This window comes from Hydrocarboniphaga sp., assembly GCF_965279055.1.
Taxonomy (GTDB): Bacteria; Pseudomonadota; Gammaproteobacteria; order Nevskiales; family Nevskiaceae; genus Hydrocarboniphaga.
Window position 1 is genome coordinate 155,293 of record NZ_OZ257125.1, and the last position, 24,334, is coordinate 179,626.

Genomic DNA, 24,334 nt, shown 5'->3' on the forward strand with positions numbered 1-24,334 from the left:
CCGCCGGGACATAATAGTGACACTTGAAGGTAATACAGCTCGCCACGCCATGAACACTCACGCCATCATCCTCGCCGCCGGCCGCGGTACGCGCATGAACAGTGCGCTGCCCAAGGTGCTGCACACCGTCGGCGGCCAGCCGATGCTGGCGCATGTGTTGCGCGCGGCGGGCGCGCTCGGCGCGCAGCAGCATCTGGTGCTGGGGCATGGCGCCGAACAGGTGCAGGCCTGGCTGCAGCAGGCCGGCGTCGCGCCGACCGTCGCGCTGCAGACCGAGCAGCTCGGCACCGCGCACGCGGTGCAGCAGGCACTGCCGGCGGTGCCGGACGAGGCGCAGGTCGTCGTGCTGTATGGCGACGTGCCGCTGGTGTCCGCGCAGACGCTGGCCGCGTTGCAGGGCGCCGCGGCCAGCGGCCTGGCGCTGGTCACGGTGACGCTGGAAAACCCGGCCGGCTACGGCCGCATCCTGCGCGACGCCAGCGGCCGCGTGACCGGTATCGTCGAGCAGAAAGATGCGAGCGAGCCGCAGCGCGCGATTCGCGAAATCAACACCGGCCTGCTCGCGGCGCCGGCTGCGAGCTTGAAGCGCTGGATCGCGCAAGTGCAAAACCACAACGCCGCGGCCGAGTTCTATCTGACCGACATCGTCGCGCTCGCCGTGGCGGAAGGCGTCGACGTGCGGACGGTGACGGCGGCCAGCGCCGCCGAAGTCGAAGGTGTCAACGATCGCGTGCAGCTGGCGCACGCCGAGCGACTGTTGCAATTGCGCAACGCCGAGCGGCTGATGCGCGCCGGCGTGCAGCTGGCCGATCCGGCGCGCTTCGATCTGCGCGGCGAGCTGATCGCCGGGCAGGACGTGTTCATCGATGTCGGTGTGATCATCGAAGGCAAGGTCGAGCTCGCCGACGGCGTGCGCGTCGGCGCGTATTCGCATCTGAAGAACGTCAAGCTCGGCGCTCGTAGCGAAGTGCTGTCGCACTGCGTGCTGGAGAATCTCGATGCCGGCACCGCTTGCCGCATCGGCCCGTTCGCACGTGTGCGCATGGACACGCAGTTCGGCGACGAGGTGCATATCGGCAACTTCGTCGAGATCAAGAAAAGCCGCATCGGCGCGCTGACCAAAGCCGGGCACCTGGCCTATGTCGGCGACGCCCAGGTCGGCGCCGACGTCAATATCGGCGCCGGCGTGATCACTTGCAATTACGACGGCGCCAACAAGCACGTGACGACGATCGGCGACGGCGCCTTCATCGGCACCGACACGCAGCTGGTCGCGCCGGTCACGATCGGCGCGCGTGCCTTCGTCGCCGCCGGATCGACCATCACCCGCAATGTCGCCGACGATGCGCTGGCGATCTGCCGTGCGCGTGATCAGAAGACGATCGCGGGCTGGAAACGGCCGCGAAAACAGCCGAAATAAAGGCAGCCGTCATTCCCGCGAAAGCGGGAATCCGGTGCGGATAACGCGGCGCCCTGATCTCTGGATTCCCGCCTTCGCGGGAATGACCGACGCCCGGGCTAGCGCTGCGCCACGTCCTGATAGCGCTGCGCCCGCGCGCGCCCACATCTCGGCGATCACCCGCTGCGGCGGACGTCAGGCTCGGACCGGCGCCCGGTCCAGCCGTCGCGCTCCATGCGGTCGATGCTCGCCGGCACCTTGCGCCGGGCCAGGGTCAGGCTGAAGCGGGTCGCCAGGCGCTCGGAATTTCGAGAGGATTTTCGCGCTACATCCTTGACCGGACAGCCAAAAATTCTGGTGCGGTCCAGCCTTGGGCCGGTTGGCAACGAGCCAATTGAGCTGTGCTCCTTAGACACCATCGATTGGCGCTCGATTTGCCGGATCGGCGCCATGGCCAGCACCGCGGCCGGCGCCGCAAGCGCCGCAGGCGGCCACGCTACAATCGCGCATGACATATTCATTGCTTGCCGTGCTGGCGGTCGCCGCCCAGCCGCGCCGCCGGGCCTCCTGACATGTGCGGCATCGTCGGAGTGGTCGCCGCGCGCGACGTGACCCCCATCCTCGTCGAGGGCCTGCGTCGCCTCGAATACCGCGGCTACGATTCGGCCGGCGTCGCGCTGATCACCGCCGACGGCAAGCTCGAACGCCGCCGCGCCCAGGGCAAGGTGCAGCAGCTGGTCGATGTGATCAGCGCGCAGCCGATCGCCGGTTTTCGCGGCATCTCGCACACGCGCTGGGCCACGCATGGCGTGCCCAGCGAGCGCAATGCGCATCCGCATTTCTCCGAGGACCAGGTTGCGCTGGTGCACAACGGCATCGTCGAGAATCACGACGAGCTGCGCGCCGAACTGCGCGCCAAGGGCTACCAGTTCAGCAGCGAAACCGACACTGAAGTCGTCGCGCATCTGATCAACGAATACCTCAAGCAGAGCGGCAGCCTGCTGACCGCGGTGCAGACCGCGGTGAGGCGCCTGCATGGCGCCTACGCGATCGTGGTGATGTCGCCGCGCGATCCGGACCGCATCGTCGCCGCGCGTGCCGGCGCGCCGGTGGTGGTCGGCCATGGCGATGGCGAAAATTACGTCGCCTCCGACGTGCAGGCGCTGCTGCCGGTGACGCGCCGCTTCCAGTTTCTGGAAGAAGGCGACGTTGCTGAAATCACGCAGCAGGGCATTCGCATTTTCGACGCGAGTGGCGCGCCCGCCGAGCGCCCGCTGCGCGAATCCAGCCTGTCGGCCGAGAGCGTCGAGCGCGGCGAATACGCGCACTACATGCTCAAGGAAATCTTCGAGCAGCCGCGCGCGATCGCCGACACCCTGGCCGAACGCATCACCGGCAAGCGCGTGCTGGAGGCCGCGCTCGGCCCGAAAGCCGAGCTGCTGCTGCCGCGCGTGCGCAATGTGCATATCGTCGCCTGCGGCACCAGCTATCACGCGGGGCTGATCGCGCGGTACTACATCGAGCAGGGCGCCAAGCTGCCGTGCACGGTAGAAGTCGCCAGCGAATATCGCTATCGCAACCCGGTGGTGCCGGCGAACACCCTGTTCGTCGCGATATCGCAGTCCGGCGAAACTGCCGACACGCTTGCCGCGCTGCGCGAAGCACGCAAACTCGGCTATCTCGCCACGTGCGCGATCTGCAACGTGCCGGAAAGCTCGCTGGTGCGCGAAGCCGACATGAGCCTGATGACGCGGGCCGGCCCGGAAATCGGCGTGGCGTCGACCAAGGCCTTCACCACGCAGCTCGCCGCGCTGAGCCTGCTCGGCATCGTGCTCGCCCGACACAACGGCATGGACGCGAGCACCGAGGCCGCCTACGTGCGCCAGATCGCGCACGTGCCCGAGATGGTCGAGCACACGCTGAAGCTGGAGCCGCAGATCAAGGAGTGGGCCAAGCAGTTCGCCGACAAGCGCCACGCGTTGTTCCTGGGCCGCGGCCCGACCTATCCGGTCGCGCTAGAAGGTGCGCTCAAGCTCAAGGAAATCTCCTACATCCACGCCGAAGCCTATCCAGCGGGCGAACTCAAACACGGCCCGCTCGCCCTGGTCGATGCCGACATGCCGGTAATCGCCATCGCACCGAACAACGCGCTGCTGGAAAAACTCAAAAGCAATCTTCAGGAAGTGCGCGCCCGCGGCGGAAGGCTATTCGTGTTCGCCGACCCGGACACCGGCTTCAAGGCAGAAGACGGCGTCGAAGTGATGCTGATGCCCGAGCACATCGACCCGGTGCAGTCACCGCTGATCTACACGATTCCCCTGCAGCTGCTGGCTTATCACGTCGCCGTTCTTCGAGGGACTGATGTCGATCAGCCGCGTAATCTCGCGAAGAGCGTTACGGTGGAATAGCGGTTGTTGGTGTTGGTGCCGATTCAAGTGGTGTTTTTGGTAAAACTCGTAAGTTTTTTAGCAAAACTCGTAACAAAACCACGGCCATCGAATGTCGGGGCACCTAACAGGTGACAGCGCCAGAAGCGGTTTTACGGAGGGAAGCCCGAACGCCGGAACGCGCTCGTGACAATGGCTAACCCCGTCAGGTGACAATTCCCAGACCGATTCGGCGTGTCTCGTGACAATGGTAGAGCCAAAAAAACCGCCACAAGAGCGGCGGCGGTGTTGACGCTGACGCAGGATTAATCATTTCCAGGTCGGTCTGCTCGTTGACTGTTAATCGGCCTGGATGTGGCCAAGCGGTTAATCGTCCTCGATTAATCAGCGCCAAGGCTGCTCACCTCCTCGATAAGCAGTCTGGTCAAGACAGTGTCAGCAGCTACACTTTTACGGCTTTTTTGCGCTTGAGTTAGCTTGCGGCTCTCCACAAATGCAATCGACCTTTGATTGCGGCGAAGAGTAGTAGCCGTCGCGGACATGCTTAGGTGCATTCGGAAGTCTGACCGAGCGATACCGATTCACAACACTATCCGTCGCCCAGTCGCAAGCCAGCTCGCTAGCCAAGGCGGCCGCGATATCTGCCGCGGCAGCGCGGTAAGGCGTATAGCTTCCACCGCAGCCGTTGTCGCGCGGTTTGGGCTCATAAGTTTTTCGTACGTGTGATCCCGTTCCGCCTATCCATGGCTCGAGACAATTGCGGCAGGCCTCACCTGCGCGGCCGCGATAGAGATAGGAGCCTGCTACCCAGCCTTCGCCCTCGACGAACACATACATAAGGGACCAGCGTCGCAGAGTTCTGGCGGTGTTGCCGAGCATCGCGCCAATGTTAGGCGCTGACGTCGCGTCAATGACCAGGTCTGCATCGCGATGCATATCAGCTTGTGCGCCGGAGAGCGCATGGCCTTTGACGTTCATGGCGAGGCGATTACGTTTTAAATAATGCGCGACGCCTTCCGCCTTATTCAGGCCAAGATAGGTGACACCCAGGAGATGCCTTCCCAGGTTTTCCGGATTCAGTCGATCAGGATCGAAAATATGAAACTGCCCTCGACCCTTGCCCGCGCCGGCCTGCACCAGGCGATCGGCAAGCGTTGATCCAACAGCACCGGCGCCAATAAGGTGAATACGCTTGTCCGCCAAAGGCGCGGTGCGGTCCGGAGCATTTCGGGTTAGCACGAAGTCGTCGTCGATCCGGTCAAACGTGACTCGTACCACCCGTATTCGCTTCGCCAAATCTTGGTGGCCACGTAGTGCGGCGGCCAGACTCGCACCGGGACGGAAACCGTTGAGGCCCTCGTCTCCCAAGACAAGCAGCGCGCCAAAGCGACCGGCGAGCGTGTTGAGTGTTGACGCTCACGCAAAATTAATCATTTGTGGGCAGTTCTTCGCGAGCCCGGGTGATCAGCAATAGCGCATGTAAAAAGCTGATGAAGAGTGGGATTCCACCGCAAATGCCGGTCAGTCGTTCAGTCAGCACACGGGGCAATCCCGTGTAAGCAGCAACAGGTCATGTCATTGGCAGTGCTAGACAGCCCGCCAATCGTCGCCGGGCATGATGCGTTTCATGAAAGCGTCGAACATCGGCACCGTAAATCCCGTGTCGCCATGGCTGGGGCTCCAGATCATGCCCTTGGCGATCAGTTGATTGCGAGTCGGCCCCAGGGCCGTGACCTTGCGCCGCAATTGCTCGGCAATATCACCTGAGCGATGCGGGCCTGGCCCCAGCTCGGCCATCGCACGCAGGTAGCGCTTCTCGGCGGGTGTCAGGCGATCGAGTCGCACGCGGAAGAAGCTCTCGTCCAGCGCGGCCGTCGCCTCGCGCGAGGCCACCTCCACATGCTGTTCGGTAATGGGCGAGGCATCCGCCACATCCCAGACATGCTTGCCCCACTCCTGCAAAAAGTAGGGATAACCCTGGGTTTCCCGCACGATGCGCGACAGTGCGGCGGGAACGAACTGCACGCCCTGATCCTGCGCCGGCTTCTCGATCGCGAGCCGGGCGGCGGCTTCGTTCAAGGGGCCCACGTCGGGATAGTCGAACAGCCGCTCGGCATAGGATTTTGCCCGCCCCATGCGGCCCGGCAACTGCGGCAAACCGGCTCCCACCATCATCACCGGCATCTGCCGTTGCGCCGCGCGGTGCAGGGCCGTAATCAAGGCCGCCAGCTGTTCTTCTTCCACGTATTGCAGCTCGTCGATGAACAGGATCAGCGCGGTGCCGGCTTTCTGGGCGGCCTGGCCCGCCGCTTCCAGCAGGGCCTGCAGGTCGTGCTCCAGGTCACCGTTGTCGGCGAGCCCCGGCTCCGGCTCAAAGTCCAGCCCCACCTCGATGTCCTGATACTTGAGCTTCAGCGCCTTTGCAAAGCCCGCCAGCGCTCGCAGCGCGCGGTGCCCAAGCTCCCGCGCCGCATCGGTACGCGACAGGCGCAACAGGGCCTGCCGCAGTTGCGGCGCCAGAATGGCCGGCAGCGAGCGGCTTTCTGGCGCTTCGATCCGCAGCGTGTGCAGGCCAGCGGCCTCTGCATCGTCGCGCATCCGGTCGAGCAGCACGGTCTTGCCAACGCCTCTCAAGCCCACCAGCAACAGGCTCTTGGCGGGGCGGCCGGCGCGGATCCGCTGGGCCGCAATATGGACCGCCTCCCTCAGCGCATCACGGCCGGCCAGCTCCGGCGGCGGCGTGCCGGCACCCGGTGCGTAGGGGTTGGTAATCGGGTTCATGCCGGCGAGCTTATAGGCAGTTTAGGTAAATTACAAAGACTTGATAATATCGCTAAATTGGACCAAATCCGGTGGCCCGCCGGGGCAGTGGCGGGGCGAAATCGGGGATCGGAAACAGGACGTTGCGGACGGCGATCGGCCCACGGCCCCGCGTTCTGAATACCGGCGGCCTCGAACTGGCCTTGCTTCTCGCGTGGCCCCAGCACCATCACGCTGCCCGCCGCCATATCGGCGAAGGCGAGTTAGCTGGGCCAGAAGTCCTGTGGCACCGAGCCGGTTCCGTCGTGGCCCGCCGCCAGCTTGCATTCGAGTTCAACCGACTCGCGCAAGAGTGAGAGGTCTTCGAGGGAGCGGACGGGGATGAAGGATTAAGGAGCGCCACAAAAAGATTGTTTTTGGATTGACGAAAACAAACCCTCGACCGATTCAGTATGTCGAAGCAATCGATGCACCAGCGAATGAATCTGAGTGCACACCAACGAAAACTCTTGTTGTAGCTTGATCGGGGGCACGGGAATCCTGAGTTCTTTCAAGCGTCCCAAGCTGATGCGCAAACGCGTTTGGCCCAGCGCCAGTCCGCTGGCTGATTCGATCAAAGTGCGGCAGTTCAGCAAGCCGCATAAAAACTCGGCGGTGCAGATTTCCGTGTTCGGTCGCAATAGCATGCAGTCTGCTTTGTTCAATGCCTTTTCGACTGAGTTTGGCAGGATGCAGGCTCTGATGTTCGGGTCGCCAAGGGTTCCAATGAGAACGTCACCGGGCCTACAGTGATTTCGCGGTAGGCGGGCAAAGTGCGCTTCGGAGATGGCCTTTTTCTCTTTGACGGTGTGCAGCTCGTCGAGCCGCTTGATGAACAGCAGGTAGGTCATCTGCTCGATAACCTCCATTGGGTTGCTGATGCCGCCGCTGCAGAACGCATCCCAGATGCGATCGCCCCGACTTTGATTTCCCCGGTGATCATTGCTTCATGTCTTTTTTATGGCTCGCGTGATCCCGGGGGGCGCGGGAAAGGCAAGGTTTCGCGCGAGCGCGGTTGCTACGGAGCGTCGTTGGAGGCCTGGCGCCAGAAGCGCGCCGGCTTGCAGGGCAGCCCAAAGGCTTCGCGCACGCGATCGGCGGGGCAGCCGATGTGCTTGGGGTCTATGACGATCTGGTCGAGTAGTCGCGCGCTGAGGGCTGCGGCCGATTGAGGACCGTCGTGGTAGACGATGGCCTCAAGATCGAAGTAGTAGCGGGTGATGGTGGCCAGCACCGAAGCCGAATTGCTTTTGGCAAACGTCGTGGGCCGCGAGGCTTCGGCCTCCGCTGCGGCCTGGTCGGGTGGCACTCCCAAGGCCAGCAGGCTCTTGAACAGATGCTCCGAGAACCGAATCGGCAGAGTGCTGTAAGGCGCAGCGTCCACCACCAGGCCCAGCCGGGTGCGCTCATTCACGGCCAAAATGTGGGCCTTGCGGCCGAAGCGGATCAGGTTGGCCGTCCATTCGCCCAGTCGGTTACTGGGCGGCGGCGGATTGGCGAGTAACTCGCGCTTCATTGCCTTGGCGAGCTTTGCCGTGCAGCGGAGGGTGGTCATGTCATCGCCATGGGCAGGTTTGAGTGTGTTGCGGGGTCCGGGAGCGCGATAGCCGCGTTGCCGCCTTTGCTTCAATCGTAGCAAGGCGGCATTGCCGGATCGTCGGCGCAGCCGCGGCTGCGCTGAGGATCAGTATCAGTCCGGAAGCGGCAACTCCACGGTGACGCTGAGACCGCCACCTTTGGCGTTGGATACCAGCAGGTTTCCATGAAGTTGCTCGACCAGCCGCGCGACGATCGCGAGCCCCAGCCCGCAATGGCCCTGGGCACTGCGCGCGCTGTCGAGGCGCTCGAACGGCCGCAGCAGGCGCGCGATCTCGTGATCGGCAATGCCGGGCCCATGATCAAGCACCCTGAGGTGTAGCGTGGATGCCTCGCGGCGCAGCTGCACTTCTACCGGCGGCGCGCCATGCGCCAGCGCGTTGTCGATCAAATTGCCAAGCACGCGCTCCAGGGCCAGCGCATCAGTGGCGGCATAGAGCGGCGCCTCTATGCCGCTCGCCGCGACCGCGTGGCCAAGCCCGTCGAAGCTGTGCACCACGCGCGCCAGCAGCGCCGCCACATCGACGCGCGGCGTTATGCGCAGGTCGCGGTGGTAGTCCAGAAACTGGTCGATAATGCGGCGCATCGACTCGGTGTCGCGGACCAGCCCCGCTGCCGCTGCGGTGTCGTCCAGCAACTCGGCACGCAGGCGCAGTCGCGTCAGCGGCGCGCGCAGGTCGTGCGAGATCCCGGCCAGCAGCAGGCGGCGTTCCTGCTCCTGCGCGGCGAGCCGCCCGGCCATCGCGTTGTATTGGTCGGCGAAGCCGCGAAACTCCGCCGGCGTGCCGGCCGGCATCGTCAGCGGCTCGACGCGCTCGCGGCTGAGCGCCAGCGCCGCGGTGACCTGCCGCAACGGACGATTGACCTGCCAGATGACGAACGCCAAGGCCGCCCACAGCAGGCCCCCCAATGAAATGAGCAGCGCCAGCAGCGGCAGGCCGCGTTGCGAACGCGACAGCGGCACGTTGACCGCATACCGCTCGCCGGCGACGCTGAAACCCAGACGCAGAGCGCGCGTCGGGCGGTATCGGACACTCACTGCCACGTCGGCGCCCAGGCTGTCCCTGAGTTGCTGTTCCAGCGCACGCGCCAGCAGCAGGCGCGGCGTATGCGGCGCGTTCGCGCCCGGCGCGTAATCGCGCTCCAGCTGCAAATCTCCGCTGGCGTTGCGCTGCGCGATCCAGGCCGCGCGCTGTTCGGGCGGCAGCCGCTGCAGATCCTCGCGCAGGCTGTGCACGACCAGTTGCAGGCCCTGTGCGATCGGCGCGACGGTCGAATCGGCCTGCACGCGCCAGACCAGGAACAGCAGCACATAGCTGCTCAGCAGCGCCAGGGTCAGGGTCAGCAGCAGTCGCCCGGCCAGCGTGCGCGGCAGGCCGATCCTCCATCGCCACGGTGCGGCGCTCACACCGAAGCCGGCACGTAAACGTAGCCGATACCGCGCACCGTCTGGATCAGCCGCGGCAATTGCGGATTGTCCTCGATCAGCCGGCGCAGGCGCAGCACGCGCACATCGATGGCGCGCTCGGTGCAGTCGGCGTCGGCACTGCCGCGCGTGAGCTCGATCAGGCGTTCCCGCGTCAGTGGTCGGCCGGCATGGCCGATCAATGCCTGCAGCAGCGCGAAATCCGCAGTCGACAACGCCTGAGTGACGCCGCCGCGGATCAGCGTGCGGCTGGCTGAGTCCAGCAGCGCCCCGCCGATGGCGATGCGTTCTCCGTCCACCACCGGCGTGCCACCGGGCAGGCCGCCTCGTCGGCGCAGCACCGCCTGGATGCGTGCCAGCAGCTCGCGCGGATTGAATGGCTTGCCCAGATAGTCGTCGGCGCCCATCTCCAGGCCGAGGATGCGATCGATGTCCTCGTCGCGGCCGGTGAGCACGATGACCGGCAGATCATCGCCATCGGCACGCAGTCGCCGCAACGCGGTCAGGCCGTCGGTGCCGGGCAGCATCAGGTCCAGCACCATCAGATCGGGCCGCCGACGCGGCAGTCGCCTCAAGGCTTCGTCAGCGCTGGCCGCGGTCATCGCCTCCATGCCGTGGCGCGTGAGGTACTGGTCGAGCATCGCCAGCAGTTCGGTGTCGTCGTCAACGACGAACACCAGCGGGCAACGCTCGGCGGGCCGGTTTGTATTCATCCGCAGATTAGAGCGCGGCGACGGTGACGGGCGCCAGAGCCGCTTTTGTTAGCGCTGGTTACAGATCGGCTGCGCGCTAACCAAGGCTCATTTGATGTGTCGGTGCGCTCACCTTGCGCCGATTGCGGCGCGCTACTTTGGGGTCGTCCACAACACGGCACGGCGCCGACGCAAACGGCACTGCGCAAACGATTCATCCAACGCTAGGAGTTTTCCCGATGAACAAAAAAACCTGGGCCATCGTCGCCATTGCCGCGGCCGGCCTCGGAGTCTACGGCGGCGCCGAGGCCTTCTCGCGCGCTAATCCGACCCAGCAGCTCACCGAGCTGGGCGAAGCAATGCACATGAGCGACAAGCAGCAAGCGCAGTGGCAGCAGATCATCGACGCCACGGCGCAGGCGCGTCGCAACGGCCTTCAGCGTGCCGACCGGCGCTTGTCCTCCGCCATCACGACGCTGAAGACGCCCGGAGCCGACCTGGGCGGCATGGCGATGCCGGAACCCGATGCGGAGTCGAAAGCGGATCGCGAGCGCATTCGCAGTATGGCCACGACTTTCTACGCCGATGCCACGCCGGCCCAGCAGGCACAGATGCGCGACTTTCTCGCCACAAGGCTGACGCGCCTGCAGAGCCTGTTGCACAAGCGCGCCGAACGGGGCCTCGACGCAGGCTGATTTACGTCGCCCACCCAACAGATTGCATCACCCATATCACGCACACCACGCAATGGAGTCATTCACATGAACAAGCAAAAGCGTTTCATCCTCATCGGCAGCCTCGCCGTCGCCTCGCTGATCGCCACCCAGGCCGAAGCCGGCCAGCGCTCACGCAGCCATTCCGGTCCGTATGTGGATCGCAACGTACAGGCGCAAGCTGCGCAGGGCGCGGGCTATCAGCGTTCGGCGCAGACCAGCGGCATCAACGGCGGTTCGCGTAGCAGCGCCATCAGCGCGGGCGGTGGCAACGGCTACAGCCGCCAGTCCAGCACCAACGGCGCCAACGGCGGCTCGCGCAGCGTCAATGCCAGCGCCACTCAGTCCGGTGGTTATCAGCGCGATGTCTCCGGCAACAACGCTTATGGCGGCAGTCGCAACGGATCGGTCAGCGCCGGCAACGGCAGCTACAGCCGCGACACCGGCACCACCACGGCCAGCGGTGCTAGCCGCAGCGTCAATGCCAGTGGCAGCCAGAGTGAAGGCTACTCCCGCACCGTGACCAAAACGGACGCTGACGGCAACACCACTCAGAGGGCGCATAGCAGCCCGTAACGACGAACCTCGCCCTGCTTTTCGTCACGGATTGCAGGGCGATGTCGGGCCGTTGTCTCGGACCACGGTTTGATGCGCTGAACGCTCAGGTCACGGTGTAGGTGTCAGGTCAGCGAACCGAGGCATTCGATAGAATGTGTGCCGGCCCCTTTGCTGTGCAGGTCAATCATGTCGTTGTTCTCGCGCTGGTTTGCCAAGGCGCCACCGTTATCGCCCGCTGCATCCTCCGTCGCCCGGCCGCCGTCCTCCGATCCGAAGCCGCGAGCGGTGGATCGTGCGCTGGCCGCTCTTGCCGAGGAGAAGGCCTTGCAGTCGGCCATCGATGCCCGGGATGTCCAGACCGTGGCGCGGCTGGTGGTGGCGGGGACATCGACCAAGCTTCGCCAGGCGGCAGCTCACGCCATCGACGATCCGGATGTGCTGCGTCAACTCATCCGCGATGTGCGCGGCGGCAATGACAAGAGCGTCTACAAGGTCCTGACATCCAAGCGCGATGTGCTGCTCGAACAGGCGCGCCAGCTCGATCAATTGCGCGCCGAGATCGATGCGGCTTCGGAAGCGCTGGAGCGCCACAGCCGACGCCCCTACGACGTGCTGTACACGGCGAGACTGGATCAGTTCGAGAGTCGCTGGAATGCGGTGGCGGCGCAGGCCGATGCGGAGCTGCGCGACCAGGCCCGGCAATGGATAGCCCGCTCGCGGGAGACCGTTGCCGAACATCTGCGTGAGTCTGCGGCTCGCGCATCGCAGCAGCAGGCCGCTGCGGACGCGGCTGCAGAGGCACGGCGACTGCGCGAACAGCAGGCACAGGCATCCGCCGCGGCCGAGGCTGAGCAAGCGCAGGCTTTCGAGGAGCACAAGCGTGCGCTGGCCGAGAAGCACGATGCCGAGCAGCTGCCGTTTCGCCAGATTGCCGAATTGATACGCAAGGCACGGGCGGCGCTGAGCGACGGCAGCACCTCCCGTGCGGCCGGCGTGCGACGGACCATCGAGGAGAAGCGGGCGGGCGCTCCGCCCCTGCCGGCGAACCTGGTCAGCCAGTTGCAACAGCTCGACAAGCAACTCGACGAGTTAAGGGACTGGAAGAGTTTCTCCGTGGCGCCCAAGCGCGCGGAGCTGATCGAGGCGATGGAGTCGCTGGTCGACGCAGGCCTGGAGCCTCTGGCGCTCGCCGAGAAGATCAAGGCGCTGCAGGACGAGTGGCGCACGCTGAGCAAGGGCGCCGGCGAGAACGCCGAGGCCGACTGGCAAGGCTTTCAGCAGGCAGCCCAGAAGGCGTATCAGCCGTGCAGCGAGTATTTCGCCGCCCAGGCGCAGGTTCGCGAGGAGAATCTGCGGCAGCGCGATGCCCTGATCGCCCGTTTCACCGCGTTCGAGGCGGAACAGGACTGGGAGCGACCGGACTGGCGGGCCGTCATCAGGGCGCTGCCCGAGATGAAACAGCAATGGCGCCGCTGCTCGCCTGTGGACCGCGCTGCCGGCAAGCCGCAGCAGGAGAAGTTCGTGGCCCTGCTCGCCAGCCTGCAGGCTCGTCTGGATGCGGAGTACGCGCGCAACCTGAAGCAGAAGGAGGCGCTGATCGAGCGCGCCCAGGCTTTGCTCGCCAGCGACGACGGTCGCAAGGCCATCGACGCGATCAAGGAGTTGCAGCAGCAGTGGCGGACCGTGGGCCCGGTACCGCGCGAGGCGGATCAACGCCTGTGGAGCGTATTCCGCCAGCACAGCGACGCGGTGTTCCAAAAGCGCCAGCAGGACTTTGCCGCCTACAGCGCCGGGCTCGAGAACAACAAGGCGCAGGCCATTGCCCTGTGCGAGCAGCTGGAGGCGATCGCCGCTCTCGACGCGGCCGAGTTGCTGGCGCGCAGCGCAGCGCTGGGCGAAATACGAAATGCCTTCGAGGCGCTGGGCGAGTTTCCGCGTGCCGATACGCGTGAGCTGCGCAACCGCTTCGATCAGGGTCTGGCGCGCTGCGAGGCTTCGATTGCCCGCCACCACGCGCTAGCCGCCGAGCGTGCCTGGAGCGATCTGTTCGAAGCCGCCGATCATGTCCGCGCCTACAGGCTCGCCGTGGCGCGGCGCTCGGATGCTTCGCTGATCGACAGTTTGAAACAGGCTGCCGAAACCGATATCGCCGCAGTCCGGCGCTGGCCCAAGGGCGGTCTCGACGCCCTGAAGCAGGCGCTCGCCGATGATCGCGCCGCCGATCTTGCCGTGAATGAAGCGGCCGCGAGGATGCTCTGCATCCGCGCCGAAATACTGAGCGACACGCCGACGCCGGCCGAGGATCAGGCGCTGCGTCGTGAATATCAGCTACAGCGCCTGGTGCAGGGCATGGGCCAGCGTCTGACGGCCGATGAGGCGCACATGGATTCTCTGGCGATCGAGTGGGTGCGTGTCGGCCCTGTAGAGCAGGCGGCATACGCGCCGCTGCTGCAGCGATTCCGGCGCTGTCGCGAGCGAGCCGGTTCTCGCGCCGGTGGCCGTCACTGAGGGCTTCGGACACGACACGCCTTTCGCAGCGCCGATCACCGCTCCGACAGCGAAGGCGCCGCGCGTTGCGTGCAGGCCGATCGTTCGCAGGCTGTGCAGCCGACGCCGATCGGCGAGTAGCAAGTCGCCCGGGTTGAACCCGGGTTTCACCCGGGCTGTTCACGCGGCCGGCTTGTCGGCATTCAAGTGCGCGTAACGATCGCGCAGCTCGCGCTTGAGGATTTTGCCGCTGGCGTTTTTCGGCAGCCGCTCGATCACCGCGATGTGCTTGGGCGCCTTGTATCCGGCCAGGCGCTCGCGGCAGAAGCCGAGCAGGCCGTCCTCGGACACTTCGGCGCCCGGACGCAAGACCACCACCGCCATCACCGCTTCGATCCAGCGCGGATGCGGCACGCCGAACACCGCGACTTCGGCGACGCAGGCATGCTGAAAGATCACTTCCTCGACCTCGCGGCTGGCGACGTTCTCGCCGCCGGTCTTGATCATGTCTTTCTTGCGATCGACCACGGTCAAGTAACCTTCTTCGTCGAACACGCCGAGATCGCCGCTGTGGAACCAGCCGTTGCGGAAAGCCTCGGCGGTTTTCTCCGGGTTCTTCCAGTAGCCCAGCGTCGCATGCGGACTGCGATGCACGATCTCGCCGACCACGCCGACCGGCACCGGCTGGTCGTTGTCGTCGACGACGCGCGTCTCGACGTTCAGGGCGGCGCGGCCGGCCGAGCCGAGTTTGCGCATCTGGTCTTCCGGCCCGAGTATCGTCGCCACCGGCGACATCTCGGTCTGGCCGTAGAAGTTGAACAGGCGGATGCCGGGCAGGCGCTTGCTGATCTCCTTGATGATTTCCATCGGCATGATCGAGGCGCCGTAATAGCCCTTCTTCAGCGACGACAGGTCGCGCCGCTCGAAGTCGGCATGGCGCAGCAGCGAAATCCACACCGTCGGCGGGCAGAACAGCTTGGTCACGCGCTCTTCCTCGATCGTCCTCAGCAGATTCGCCGGATCGGGCGCCGACAAAATGATGCTGGTGGCGCCGATGTACAGGTCCGGCGTCAGGAAGCAGTCGAGCTGGGCGCAGTGATACAGCGGCAGCGAGTGCACCTCGATGTCGTGGGCGCTCATCTCGCCGTCGGCGATGCAGCTCGCGTAGTGCGCGTACAGCGAGCGCGCCGACAGCAGCGCGCCCTTGGGTCGCGACTCGGTGCCGCTGGTGTATAGCAGCTGCACCGGATCGTCGTCGGCGATCGCCACGTCCGGCGCGGTGGCGTCCTCGCAGCGCATCAGCGCGGCGATCGGCTCCCAGTCGCTGCCGAAGGCCGCACCGGATTCTTCGATCACGCATTTGAATCGCGGCGTGATGCCGGCTTCGGCCAGCGCCTCATCCGCGGTGCCGGCCAGCGCGTCTTCGACGACGATCGCCTTGGCCTCGGCGTTGTCGAGAATGAAGGCGATCTCCGAGGCGTTGAGCATGAAGTTGATCGGCACCATCACCGCGCCCAGACGCGCCAGCGCAAAGCGCGTGACGACGAAGCCGTGATTGTTGTGCGAGATCAGCGCGACGTGATCGCCGCGGAAGATCCCGCGTGCCGCCATCGCGTTCGCGACGCGGTTGACGCACTCGTCCAGCTCGGCATAGCTGTGCCGCAGGCCCTTGTAGATCAGCGCGGTCTTGCGCGGCGTCCGGGCGGCGCTGCGCCACAGCAGATCGCCCAGCCGGTTGCGGCGTGCGCGGGCGACGCAGTCGGCGGCGCTTTCAGGGTGGCTCAGCATCGGGGTTCTCCTTCCCGGGTGTGCGTGCGGGGTCTGGCCCTGCATCGATTCTAGGATGACGCCACTGGCGTCGCGGTCCGGCATCGCCGGAAGACCGCCAGTGAATCATAGGCAGCCGTGCCGGCGCTGGGCCTACCCGTTTCGGGTAGTGCCGTAGCGGCAGCGCTTTCATAGCATCCAGGCCGAGAGAGATGCAGTGGCTCACTGTAGGCCGCTGTCAGGTAATAAAAACGATCCATGCATCGCGTTCCAGCCCGGCCCGAAGGCGCGGCGGCGAGCACGCGTCCTGGGCGCGTTGGGTTACCTCCTCTCGGGTGGCAGTCCTGGCAGCTCGGCTTGTGCCGCAAACGATCATGGGTAAATCACAATGAATGGCGAGCAGATCAAAGCAAACACGGATGGCGATCTCGACGTGCTGATCGTCGGTGCCGGATGGTCGGGCATGTACATGCTCCACCAGTGTCGTCGCCTGGGGCTGTCGGCGCGGGTGATAGAGAAGGGGCCGTCGGTCGGCGGCACCTGGTACTGGAACCGCTATCCGGGCCTGCGCTGCGACGTCGAGAGCATGGAGTATTCGTTCTCGTTCGATAAGGAACTGCAGCAGGAGTGGGACTGGTCGGAGCGCTACGCCAGCCAGAAGGAAATCCTCGGTTACGCCAACCACGTGGCGGACCGCTTCGACCTGCGCCGCGACATCGCCTTCAACACCGCGCTGACTGCGCTGCGCTTCGACGAGGGCAGCAATACCTGGACCGCGGATACCAGCTCGCGTGGGCAGATCAAGGCACGCTACGTGGTCATGGCGACCGGTTGCCTGACGGTCGCGAAGATGCCCGACATCGCCGGCGTGGCGGATTTCAAGGGCGCGGTCTACCACACCACCAACTGGCCGGAACAGGGCGTGGATTTCACCGGCAAGCGCGTCGGCGTGATCGGCACTGGCTCGTCGGCGATCCAGGCGATCCCGATCATCGCCGAGCAGGCGCAGCATCTCTACGTCTACCAGCGCACGCCGAGCTACAGCCTGCCGGCGCACAACCGCAAGCTCGATCCCGAATACCGCAAGCAAGTGAAGGCGCGCTACGAGGCGCTGCGCGACGAGGCGCGCCATCACCTGGTCGGCATTCCGGCGCCGACTCATGCCGCCTCGGTGTTCGACGTCAGCCCGGAACAACGCGAGAAGATCTACCAGGACATCTACGACGCGGGCAAGCCGTTCGCGCTGATGGTGTCGTTCGCCGACGTGCTGATCAGCAAGGAGGCCAACAAGACCGCGCAGGATTTCCTCGCCGCACGCATCCGCGAGCGGATCAAGGACCCCGAGATCGCCGAGCAGATGATTCCGAAGGGCCAGTACGCCGGCACGCGGCGGCTGTGCATCGACACCCACTACTACGAAACCTTCAACCGGCCCAACGTCACGTTGAAGAATCTGCAGAAGGACCCGATCAAGCGCATCGTCGCCGACGGCGTCGAAACCACGCAGGGCTCCGAGCAGCTGGACTGCCTGGTGTTCGCCACCGGCTACGACGCGATGACCGGCGGCCTGCTCGCCGTCGACATCCAGGGCCGTGGCGGGCGCAAGCTGCGCGACCAATGGGCCGAAGGCCCGCGCAGCCTGATGGGCCTGATGGTCGCCGGCTTTCCCAACCTGTTCACCGTCACCGGGCCCGGCAGCCCGTCGGTGCTGAGCAACATGTTCGTGTCGATCGAGCAGCACGTCGAATTCATCGCCGGCTGCCTGGAACATCTGCAGCGCAACGGCAAGCACGTCATCGAGGCGGATGCCGAGGCCCAGGAACAGTGGGTCGCGCACGTCAACGAGGTCGCCAACTCGACGTTGTTTCCGCTCGGCAACACCTGGTACATGGGCGCCAACATCGCCGGCAAGCCCAAGGTGTTCATGCCCTACCTCGGCGTCGGGCCGTACCGGCAGCTGTGCGACCAGGTCGCCAGCGACGGCTATCGGGGATTCGTCACGCAATAAACGTCGGTCTGCAGTGAGGAGAGAAAAGCAGAAAAATGAAAACAAAAATGAAAATGAAAAATGTCGCCGTCTTCGGCCTGGCTTGCCTGATCGCCGGCATCGTCGCCTGCAAGCCGGCGCCGGCTCCGAGTGCGCCCGAAGCCGCTGCGGCCCCGGCCGCGCCGGCCGCGTCCGTCGACGGCACGCGCATCGTCGCCGCCGACAAGGAGCCCGGCTCGTGGATGAGCACCGGCCGCACCTACGACGAGCAGCGTTTCAGCCCGCTGACCAAGGTCAATCAGGGCAACGTCGGCAAGCTCGCTCTGGCCTGGAGCTACAAGCTCGACGTGGATCGCGCCACCGAAGGCACGCCGATCGTCGTCGACGGCGTGATGTACGTGACCGGCGCCTACTCGATCGTCAGCGCGCTCGATCCGGTGACCGGCAAGGAGCTGTGGAAGTACGACCCGCAGGTGCCGCGCGACAAGGATCGTGACGGCTGCTGCGACGTCGCCAATCGCGGCGTCGCGGTGTGGAAAGGCCGCGTCTATTTCGGCGCCTACGACGGACGCCTGATCGCGCTCGACGCGGCGTCCGGCGCCAAGGTCTGGGAAGTCGACACCGTGCTCGATCACTCGCGCAGCTACACCATCACCGGCGCGCCGCGCATCATCAAGGGCAAGGTCATCATCGGCAACGGCGGCGCCGAACTCGGCGTGCGCGGCTACATCAGCGCCTACGACGTCGCCGACGGCAAAATGCTGTGGCGCTTCTTCACGGTGCCGGGCGATCCGTCCAAGCCGCCGGAGAACGAGGCGATGAAGCGCGCGCTGCCGACCTGGAAAGGCACGCAGTGGTGGGACAAGGGCGGTGGTGGCGGCGGTACCGCCTGGGATTCGATGGCCTACGATCCCGAGCTGGATCTGCTCTACGTCGGCACCGGCAATGGCTCGTTCTGGAACCGCGCGGTGCGCAGCCCCGGCGGCGGCGACAACCTGTATCTGTCGTCGATCGTCGCGATCAGGCCCGACACCGGCGACTACGTCTGGCACTACCAGACCACGCCCGGCGACAGCTGGGACTTCACCGCGACGCAGCACATCATCCTGGCCGATCTGAAGTTCGGCGACACCACGCGCAAGGTGCTGATGCAGGCGCCGAAGAACGGCTTCTTCTATGTCATCGACCGCGCCAGCGGCGAGCTGATTTCGGCCGAGAAATACGCGCCGGCCAACTGGGCCACGCATGTCGACATGAAGACCGGCCGCCCGGTCGAGAATCCGGAGGCGGATTGGGCGACCAAGCCGGCGATGGTGACGCCGGGCCCGCTCGGTGCGCACAACTGGCAGCCGATGTCGTTCAACCCGCAGACCGGCCTGGTCTATATCCCGATGCAGGAGGCGGTGGCGGTGTACGTGCCGGACCTGAAGCAGACCTTCACCGGCAAGGGCAACTGGCACATGGGCGCGGCGCCGATCGCGCTGCCCGAGAACGACGCCAAGGGCCTGCAGGGCGTCGTCGACATGCACAAGGGTCATCTGATCGCCTGGGATCCGGTCACGCAGAAGGAAGTCTGGCGCCAGACCTACGTCACCGTGTGGAACGGCGGAACGCTGAGCACCGCCGGCAACCTGGTGTTCCAGGGCACCGCCGACGGCCGCTTCGTCGCCTACGACGCCAAGACCGGCGCCAAGCTGTGGGAGACACCGGCCAACACCGGCGTGATGGCCGGCCCGGTCACGTATGAGATCAACGGCGAGCAGTACGTCAGCGTCGAAGCGGGCTGGGGCGGCGCGTTTCCGCTGGCGCTCGGCGCGCTGTCGGAGCCGGCGAAAGTCAAACCCGAAGCGCGCGTGCTGACCTACAAGATCGGCGGCACCGCGGTGCTGCCGCCCGCCAAGAACGAGCCGAAAGTGCAGCCCAAGCCGCCCGCGGTGACGGCCGACGACGCCACGATCGCGCGCGGCCGCGACCTCTACAACGGCCATTGCGGCATGTGCCACGGCCCGAGCGCGCTGGCCGGTTCGGTGATCCCGGATCTGCGTTACCTGGCGCCGGACAAGCACGAGATGTTCGCCGGCATCGTCGCCGGTGCCTATCGCGCCAAGGGCATGCCGTCGTTCACCGACGTGCTCAAGCCCGAGGACGTCGAAGCGATCCATCAGTACGTCATCAAGCGCGCCAACGATCTGCAGACGCAGCTCAGCGCCGCTCCGTAACCACTGGAGACACAGCACATGGCAAACCAGGATTATTCACGCAACGAGTTCTTCATCGGCGGTGAATGGGTCAAGCCGTCCAGCAGCCGGCGCTTCGAGCTGATCAACGCCTCGACCGAAGAGAGCCTGGGCTCGGTGCCGGAAGCGGCGCAGGCCGATGTCGATCGCGCGGTCGCCGCGGCGCGGCATGCCTTCGATCATTCGGGCTGGGCCACTTCCAGTGTCGCCGAGCGCACCGCGGTGATGGGCCGCTTCGCGCAGGCGCTGGAAAAGCGTGCCGGCGACATCTCGCGCCTCGTCAGCATGCAGAACGGCATGCCGGCCTCGCTCAGCGCGCTGTTCGAAGGCAGCCTGCCGGTGGGTCTGCTCGGCTATTACTCGGAGCTGGTTTCCAGCCTGCAGGTCGATGAAAAACGACCGTCGCAAATGGGCAAGGAGACCATCGTCAGCCGCCGGCCGATCGGCGTCGTCGCCGCGATCGTGCCGTGGAATTATCCGGTGATCCTGGCGATGACCAAGATCGCGCCGGCGCTGGCCGCGGGCTGCACGATCGTGATCAAGCCTTCGCCGGGCACGGTGCTCGACAGCTACCTGATCGCCGAAGCGGCGATCGAGGCGAAAGTGCCGGCCGGCGTGATCAACTGGGTCGCCGCCGATCGTGAAGTCGGCGCTTACCTGGTCTCGCATCCGGGCGTCGACAAGGTCGCCTTCACCGGCTCGACCGCGGCAGGCCGCTCGATCGCCAAGGTCTGCGGCGAGCTGCTGCGCCCGGTCACGCTCGAACTCGGCGGCAAGTCGGCCGCGCTGATTCTCGACGACGCGGATCTCGACCTGGTGCTGGCGAATCTGCCGATGGTGTCGCTGATCAACAACGGCCAGACCTGCTTCAGCTGCACGCGCATCCTGGCGCCGGCCAGCCGTTACGGCCAGATCGTCGACGCGATCGCGTCGACGGTGGCCGGCCTGACCATCGGCGATGCGGTCGATCCGGCCACGCATATCGGCCCGATGGCCTCGGCTGCGCACCGCGAACGCGTCGAAGGCTTCATCGCCAAGGGCAAGGCCGAAGCACGGCTGGTGGCCGGCGGCGGCCGCCCGCAAGCTCAGAAGCGCGGCTGGTTCGTGCAGCCGACGGTGTTCTCCGAAGTCAGCAACGACTCGCTGATCGCGCGCGAAGAAATTTTCGGGCCGGTGCTGGCGGTGATTCCGTACAAGGACGAGGCCGAAGCGATCCGCATCGCCAACGATTCCATCTACGGGCTCGGCGGAACGGTGTGGAGCGCCGACACCGAGCGCGCGCTGCGCGTCGCCAACAAGGTGCAGACCGGCACCATCGGTATCAACGGTTACGCGCTCGCGGTCGGCTCGCCTTTCGGCGGCGTCAAGGCCAGCGGCCTGGGCCGCGAGCTGGGGCCGGAGACGCTGTCCAGCTATCAGCAATTGCGCTCGACCTACGTCTCGGGGTGATCCGCGAGCCCGGTCCTTTCCACGCTGTTGCCGCTTCGGAGGCGGGTGCTAAAGTGAGCTGATCAAGCTCGAATTTCGATCGCAATGTCCCTATTGATCAGCCGTGTCGCAAAAGGCCTCGCTCGATGAGCGAGGCTGCGGACACGGCCGTCGACGCCGTAAAAAAGCGCAACGCGGCCCATGGCCTGCCCGCCGTCATCGTGCGGGACGATCTGTTCGAGCGCTGTTTCTCCGAGCCGTCGCTTCGTCTGATCGTGCTGCAGGCATCCGCCGGCCATGGCAAGACCACCACTTTGATGCAGTTCAAGGAGCAGGCCGAGCGCGCCGGCGTGCGCACCGCCTGGCTGACGTTCGACAGCGCCGACAACGATACGCGCCGGTTCTCGCTGCATCTGCAGGCCGCGGTCGATCAGGTCGCGGCGGCGCACGTCGTCGAGCTGGACGAGTCGGGCGACGACGTGCTGATTCCGCGTCGCCGCTCCGACTGGCTGATCGATCGCCTGCTGCAGTCGCGGCAGGCGATCGCGCTGTTCTTCGACGAGTTCCAGTGCCTGAGCAATCCGGAGCTGCTGGCTTTCTGCCAGGAGCTGTTCGAGCGCCTGCCGGAACACGTGCGGATTTACATCGGCAGCCGTGCCGAGCCGGCGATGAGCCTTTCCAGAATGATCGTCAGCGGACGTGCGCTGATTCTGCGCACCGAGGATCTGCGATTCTCCCGCGCCGAAGTGTCGCGTTTCTTCGACGCGCTGATGGGCGTCGATCTCAGCGGCGAGGAAATCGACGCGATCTACCGGCTGACCGAAGGCTGGCCGGTGGCGATCCAGCTCTATGGCCTGAGCCTGGCGAGCGCCGATGTCAGACGGTCGCTGGCGCTGCCGCTGCCGCAATCGCAGGAGCTGACCCGTTACCTGTCCAGCCGCGTGCTGGCCTTGCAGCCGCCCGGCGTGCGCGAATTCCTGCTCAAGACCGCGATCCTCAAAAGGCTGAGCGGGCCGGTGTGCCAGGCGGTGACCGGGCGGCCGGATTCCAGCCAGATCCTGGTCGGCCTGGAGCGCTCCGGTCTGTTTCTGCGGCGCCTGGGTTCGGATGGCAACTGGTTCAAATACCACGGGCTGTTCTCGGATTTCCTGATCGCGGAGCTGCGGCAGATTGCGCCGGAGGACGAGTTCGCCGCTCACCGCAGCGCGGCGCAGTGGAGCCTGAAAAACGGCTACTACGAGGACGCCGTGCATCACTTCGTCGAATGTGCCGACTTCGCTGCTGCCGCCGACGCGCTCGCGGTTTGGGGCAAGGACCTGGCCGCCAGCGGCGCGCTGATCACGCTGGAATTCTGGGCTGCGAAAATTCCCTTCGATGAAATCGCGGCGCGGCCCGATCTGGCGATCGCGCTGGCTTATGCATTCGTATTTCTGAGACGGACCAGCAAGCTCGCGCCGCTGCTGGAACTGTTCGAAAAAATCGACGCGGGCGAGGTCGACAACACCACCAGCCCGGCCATCGTGCTGTCGATGATGGCGGTGGCCTCCGACCAGACCGCCAAGGCTTTCGAGCTGATCGACAGCGTGCCGGTCGACAGCCTGAGTCCGCATGGCTTCAGCGCTTTCGAGCTGGGCGCGGCTTCGAACCTGCTGGCGTATCGTGAAATCACGCTGGGCCGCTTTTCCGAAGTCGATCGCCACATCACGATGGCGCGGCATTGCAACGAAGTGGGCAAGGCCGCCTTCAGTCATGGCTACACCGTCGGCGTCGCCGGCGTCGGCGCGATGCTGCAAGGCCGCCTCGACGACGCGATCCGCCTGTTCCAGCGTGGCCTGACGACGCACTACGCGGAGCTGGGCGAATCGTTTTCGCTGGCGGCCCTGGCCTCGGCCTACGTCTGGGGTCTGTATGAAGCGGGCGACTGCGATTCCGCCGTGTCGCTGTTCACGCAGCATCGCGCGATCATTTCCGAGTCGGCCTTGCCCGACTTCTGCGCGGTCGCCTACCTGTCGGCGGCGCGCGCGTTTTCGACCCGTGGCGAGCGAGCCAGTGCAGACGAGCTGCTGGCCGCGGCCGACGACATCTGCCGCAGAAACCGCTGGCCGCGCCTGAGCGCGCTGTTCGGCTGGGAGCGGGTCAGAATCGCGCTGGCAGCGGGCGATGTCGTCGGCGCGAACGCGATCGCGGATTCGCTTGGTACGACGCACCTGTCGGAGCACGGGCTGCCGTTTGCCGACGAGATGGAGAGCGAGACGCTGGGCCGTCTTCGGCTCGAGGTGCATGCCGGTCCGATCGAAGCCGCCAGAGCTCGGCTGGAGGCCGAGAAGGAGCGCTCGCTGAGCCGGCCGTTCCGCTCGATGAAGCTGCAGCTGCTGGACATCGTGCTGCTCGATCGCAAGGGCGACAGGCGAGGCGCGCAGCGGCTGTTGCAGGCGTTGCTGCGCGCCGCGGAGATCGGCGGCTTCGTCAGCTTCTTTGCCGAAGAAGGCCGGGCGATCGCGCTGTTGCTCGAGGATATGTATGGCGGATCGCTGCAGCAGCATCAGCATTCCAGCGATCTGCCGCTCGATCCCGCTTTCGTCGCCGCGGTGTTGAAGTCATGCAAGGTCGGCGTCGCCGCCGCCTGCTCCGGCGCGGTTCAGGCCTTGATCGAGCCGCTGTCCGAGCGCGAGGTGGACGTGCTGGGGCTGCTCGGCTCGGGGGTCAAGAACAAGGGCATGGCGAAGCATCTGTTCGTGTCGGAAAACACGATCAAGTTCCATCTGAAAAATATCTTCGTCAAGCTCGGCGCGAACAGCCGCTCCGAGGCGATCATCACCGCGCGCCGCCTCGGCATCATCGAGTAGAGCCGCCTTATT

The 24,334-nt window shown here is 65.5% G+C and carries 19 protein-coding genes and 1 pseudogene; 9 read left to right on the forward strand and 11 right to left on the reverse strand.

The annotated features are described in order from the left end of the window. Positions 1–49: 49 nt before the first annotated feature. A complete protein-coding gene (glmU, locus tag ACQZF9_RS00785; RefSeq protein ID WP_428311377.1) occupies positions 50–1,420 on the forward strand; it encodes a bifunctional UDP-N-acetylglucosamine diphosphorylase/glucosamine-1-phosphate N-acetyltransferase GlmU in 1,371 nt (456 codons plus the stop codon). 155 nt (positions 1,421–1,575) lie between these two features. Here glmU and ACQZF9_RS00790 read toward each other — a convergent pair whose 3' ends face one another. Further along, positions 1,576–1,920 (reverse strand): hypothetical protein, encoded by a 345-nt coding sequence (locus ACQZF9_RS00790; protein WP_428311378.1) that lies wholly within the window; start codon positions 1,918–1,920, stop codon positions 1,576–1,578. Between the two features lie 51 nt (positions 1,921–1,971). Between ACQZF9_RS00790 and glmS the strand changes: the two genes are divergently transcribed. Beyond that, positions 1,972–3,807 (forward strand): glutamine--fructose-6-phosphate transaminase (isomerizing), encoded by a 1,836-nt coding sequence (gene glmS, locus ACQZF9_RS00795; RefSeq protein ID WP_428311379.1) that lies wholly within the window; start codon positions 1,972–1,974, stop codon positions 3,805–3,807. A 429-nt stretch (positions 3,808–4,236) separates the two neighbouring features. Here the strand turns inward: glmS and ACQZF9_RS00800 are convergent, their stop codons facing one another. From ACQZF9_RS00800 to ACQZF9_RS00830, 7 genes and pseudogenes are all read right to left on the reverse strand, one after another. Next, entirely contained in the window at positions 4,237–5,082 is an 846-nt protein-coding gene (locus ACQZF9_RS00800; protein WP_428311380.1) for a ThiF family adenylyltransferase, read from the reverse strand. A 291-nt stretch (positions 5,083–5,373) separates the two neighbouring features. Then, a complete protein-coding gene (locus ACQZF9_RS00805; RefSeq protein WP_428311381.1) occupies positions 5,374–6,567 on the reverse strand; it encodes an ATP-binding protein in 1,194 nt (397 codons plus the stop codon). A gap of 368 nt (positions 6,568–6,935) precedes the next feature. After that, complete coding sequence (locus ACQZF9_RS00810; RefSeq protein ID WP_428313489.1) at positions 6,936–7,232, reverse strand: hypothetical protein; 297 nt, start codon at positions 7,230–7,232, stop codon at positions 6,936–6,938. Positions 7,233–7,373: 141 nt separating this feature from the next. Beyond that, positions 7,374–7,528, reverse strand: a pseudogene (locus ACQZF9_RS00815) (type I restriction-modification system subunit M N-terminal domain-containing protein); the annotation flags it as partial. Between the two features lie 75 nt (positions 7,529–7,603). Continuing rightward, positions 7,604–8,140, reverse strand: coding sequence for a DUF6933 domain-containing protein (locus ACQZF9_RS00820; protein ID WP_428311382.1), 537 nt, complete (start codon positions 8,138–8,140; stop codon positions 7,604–7,606). Between the two features lie 135 nt (positions 8,141–8,275). Continuing rightward, positions 8,276–9,589, reverse strand: a complete 1,314-nt coding sequence (locus tag ACQZF9_RS00825) for an ATP-binding protein (RefSeq protein WP_428311383.1) — start codon at positions 9,587–9,589, stop codon at positions 8,276–8,278. Further along, positions 9,586–10,320, reverse strand: coding sequence for a response regulator (locus tag ACQZF9_RS00830; protein WP_428311384.1), 735 nt, complete (start codon positions 10,318–10,320; stop codon positions 9,586–9,588). The genes ACQZF9_RS00825 and ACQZF9_RS00830 overlap by 4 nt, the downstream gene beginning before the upstream one ends. Positions 10,321–10,538: 218 nt before the next feature. Here ACQZF9_RS00830 and ACQZF9_RS00835 point away from each other — a divergent pair, with 218 nt between their 5' ends. Together ACQZF9_RS00835 and ACQZF9_RS00840 are read left to right on the forward strand one after the other, a co-directional pair. After that, positions 10,539–10,994, forward strand: coding sequence for a hypothetical protein (locus tag ACQZF9_RS00835; RefSeq protein WP_428311385.1), 456 nt, complete (start codon positions 10,539–10,541; stop codon positions 10,992–10,994). Positions 10,995–11,060: 66 nt separating this feature from the next. Next, on the forward strand, positions 11,061–11,588 hold the full coding sequence (locus tag ACQZF9_RS00840) for a hypothetical protein (RefSeq protein ID WP_428311386.1): 528 nt from the start codon (positions 11,061–11,063) through the stop codon (positions 11,586–11,588). Positions 11,589–11,692: 104 nt separating this feature from the next. Here ACQZF9_RS00840 and ACQZF9_RS00845 read toward each other — a convergent pair whose 3' ends face one another. Further along, on the reverse strand, positions 11,693–11,908 hold the full coding sequence (locus ACQZF9_RS00845; RefSeq protein ID WP_428311387.1) for a hypothetical protein: 216 nt from the start codon (positions 11,906–11,908) through the stop codon (positions 11,693–11,695). On the opposite strand from ACQZF9_RS00845, the gene ACQZF9_RS00850 reads away from it, so the two are divergent. Further along, positions 11,895–14,078 (forward strand): DUF349 domain-containing protein, encoded by a 2,184-nt coding sequence (locus ACQZF9_RS00850; protein ID WP_428311388.1) that lies wholly within the window; start codon positions 11,895–11,897, stop codon positions 14,076–14,078. The genes ACQZF9_RS00845 and ACQZF9_RS00850 overlap by 14 nt on opposite strands. 35 nt (positions 14,079–14,113) lie before the next feature. Here ACQZF9_RS00850 and ACQZF9_RS00855 read toward each other — a convergent pair whose 3' ends face one another. Both ACQZF9_RS00855 and ACQZF9_RS00860 read right to left on the reverse strand, forming a co-directional pair. Continuing rightward, on the reverse strand, positions 14,114–14,188 hold the full coding sequence (locus ACQZF9_RS00855; RefSeq protein ID WP_428313490.1) for a short-chain fatty acyl-CoA regulator family protein: 75 nt from the start codon (positions 14,186–14,188) through the stop codon (positions 14,114–14,116). A 49-nt stretch (positions 14,189–14,237) separates the two neighbouring features. Next, positions 14,238–15,845, reverse strand: a complete 1,608-nt coding sequence (locus ACQZF9_RS00860) for an acyl-CoA synthetase (protein WP_428311389.1) — start codon at positions 15,843–15,845, stop codon at positions 14,238–14,240. Positions 15,846–16,212: 367 nt separating this feature from the next. Here ACQZF9_RS00860 and ACQZF9_RS00865 point away from each other — a divergent pair, with 367 nt between their 5' ends. The 4 genes from ACQZF9_RS00865 (at position 16,213) to ACQZF9_RS00880 (ending at position 24,322) form a co-directional block, all read left to right on the forward strand. Continuing rightward, complete coding sequence (locus ACQZF9_RS00865) at positions 16,213–17,832, forward strand: flavin-containing monooxygenase (RefSeq protein ID WP_428311390.1); 1,620 nt, start codon at positions 16,213–16,215, stop codon at positions 17,830–17,832. A gap of 47 nt (positions 17,833–17,879) precedes the next feature. Further along, positions 17,880–20,030, forward strand: coding sequence for a PQQ-dependent dehydrogenase, methanol/ethanol family (locus ACQZF9_RS00870; protein ID WP_428311391.1), 2,151 nt, complete (start codon positions 17,880–17,882; stop codon positions 20,028–20,030). A gap of 18 nt (positions 20,031–20,048) precedes the next feature. Beyond that, the gene (locus ACQZF9_RS00875) at positions 20,049–21,497 is read left to right on the forward strand and encodes an aldehyde dehydrogenase (RefSeq protein ID WP_428311392.1); all 1,449 of its coding nucleotides are present in this window, start codon (positions 20,049–20,051) and stop codon (positions 21,495–21,497) included. Positions 21,498–21,622: 125 nt separating this feature from the next. Further along, positions 21,623–24,322, forward strand: coding sequence for a LuxR C-terminal-related transcriptional regulator (locus ACQZF9_RS00880; protein WP_428311393.1), 2,700 nt, complete (start codon positions 21,623–21,625; stop codon positions 24,320–24,322). Positions 24,323–24,334: the final 12 nt, after the last annotated feature.

Excerpts from the sequence above, each read along its gene's own strand:
- ACQZF9_RS00835 (WP_428311385.1), top strand. The coding sequence starts at position 10,539 with ATGAACAAAAAAACCTGGGCCATCGTCGCCATTGCCGCGGCCGGCCTC.
- ACQZF9_RS00880 (WP_428311393.1), top strand. The coding sequence starts at position 21,623 with ATGAGCGAGGCTGCGGACACGGCCGTCGACGCCGTAAAAAAGCGCAAC.
- ACQZF9_RS00845 (WP_428311387.1), bottom strand. The coding sequence starts at position 11,908 with ATGGCCGACTGCAAGGCCTTCTCCTCGGCAAGAGCGGCCAGCGCACGA.
- ACQZF9_RS00830 (WP_428311384.1), bottom strand. The coding sequence starts at position 10,320 with ATGAATACAAACCGGCCCGCCGAGCGTTGCCCGCTGGTGTTCGTCGTT.
- glmS (WP_428311379.1), top strand. The coding sequence starts at position 1,972 with ATGTGCGGCATCGTCGGAGTGGTCGCCGCGCGCGACGTGACCCCCATC.
- glmU (WP_428311377.1), top strand. The coding sequence starts at position 50 with ATGAACACTCACGCCATCATCCTCGCCGCCGGCCGCGGTACGCGCATG.
- ACQZF9_RS00870 (WP_428311391.1), top strand. The coding sequence starts at position 17,880 with ATGAAAATGAAAAATGTCGCCGTCTTCGGCCTGGCTTGCCTGATCGCC.
- ACQZF9_RS00805 (WP_428311381.1), bottom strand. The coding sequence starts at position 6,567 with ATGAACCCGATTACCAACCCCTACGCACCGGGTGCCGGCACGCCGCCG.
- ACQZF9_RS00840 (WP_428311386.1), top strand. The coding sequence starts at position 11,061 with ATGAACAAGCAAAAGCGTTTCATCCTCATCGGCAGCCTCGCCGTCGCC.
- ACQZF9_RS00820 (WP_428311382.1), bottom strand. The coding sequence starts at position 8,140 with ATGACCACCCTCCGCTGCACGGCAAAGCTCGCCAAGGCAATGAAGCGC.
- ACQZF9_RS00860 (WP_428311389.1), bottom strand. The coding sequence starts at position 15,845 with ATGCTGAGCCACCCTGAAAGCGCCGCCGACTGCGTCGCCCGCGCACGC.
- ACQZF9_RS00810 (WP_428313489.1), bottom strand. The coding sequence starts at position 7,232 with ATGCTATTGCGACCGAACACGGAAATCTGCACCGCCGAGTTTTTATGC.
- ACQZF9_RS00875 (WP_428311392.1), top strand. The coding sequence starts at position 20,049 with ATGGCAAACCAGGATTATTCACGCAACGAGTTCTTCATCGGCGGTGAA.
- ACQZF9_RS00790 (WP_428311378.1), bottom strand. The coding sequence starts at position 1,920 with ATGAATATGTCATGCGCGATTGTAGCGTGGCCGCCTGCGGCGCTTGCG.
- ACQZF9_RS00865 (WP_428311390.1), top strand. The coding sequence starts at position 16,213 with ATGAATGGCGAGCAGATCAAAGCAAACACGGATGGCGATCTCGACGTG.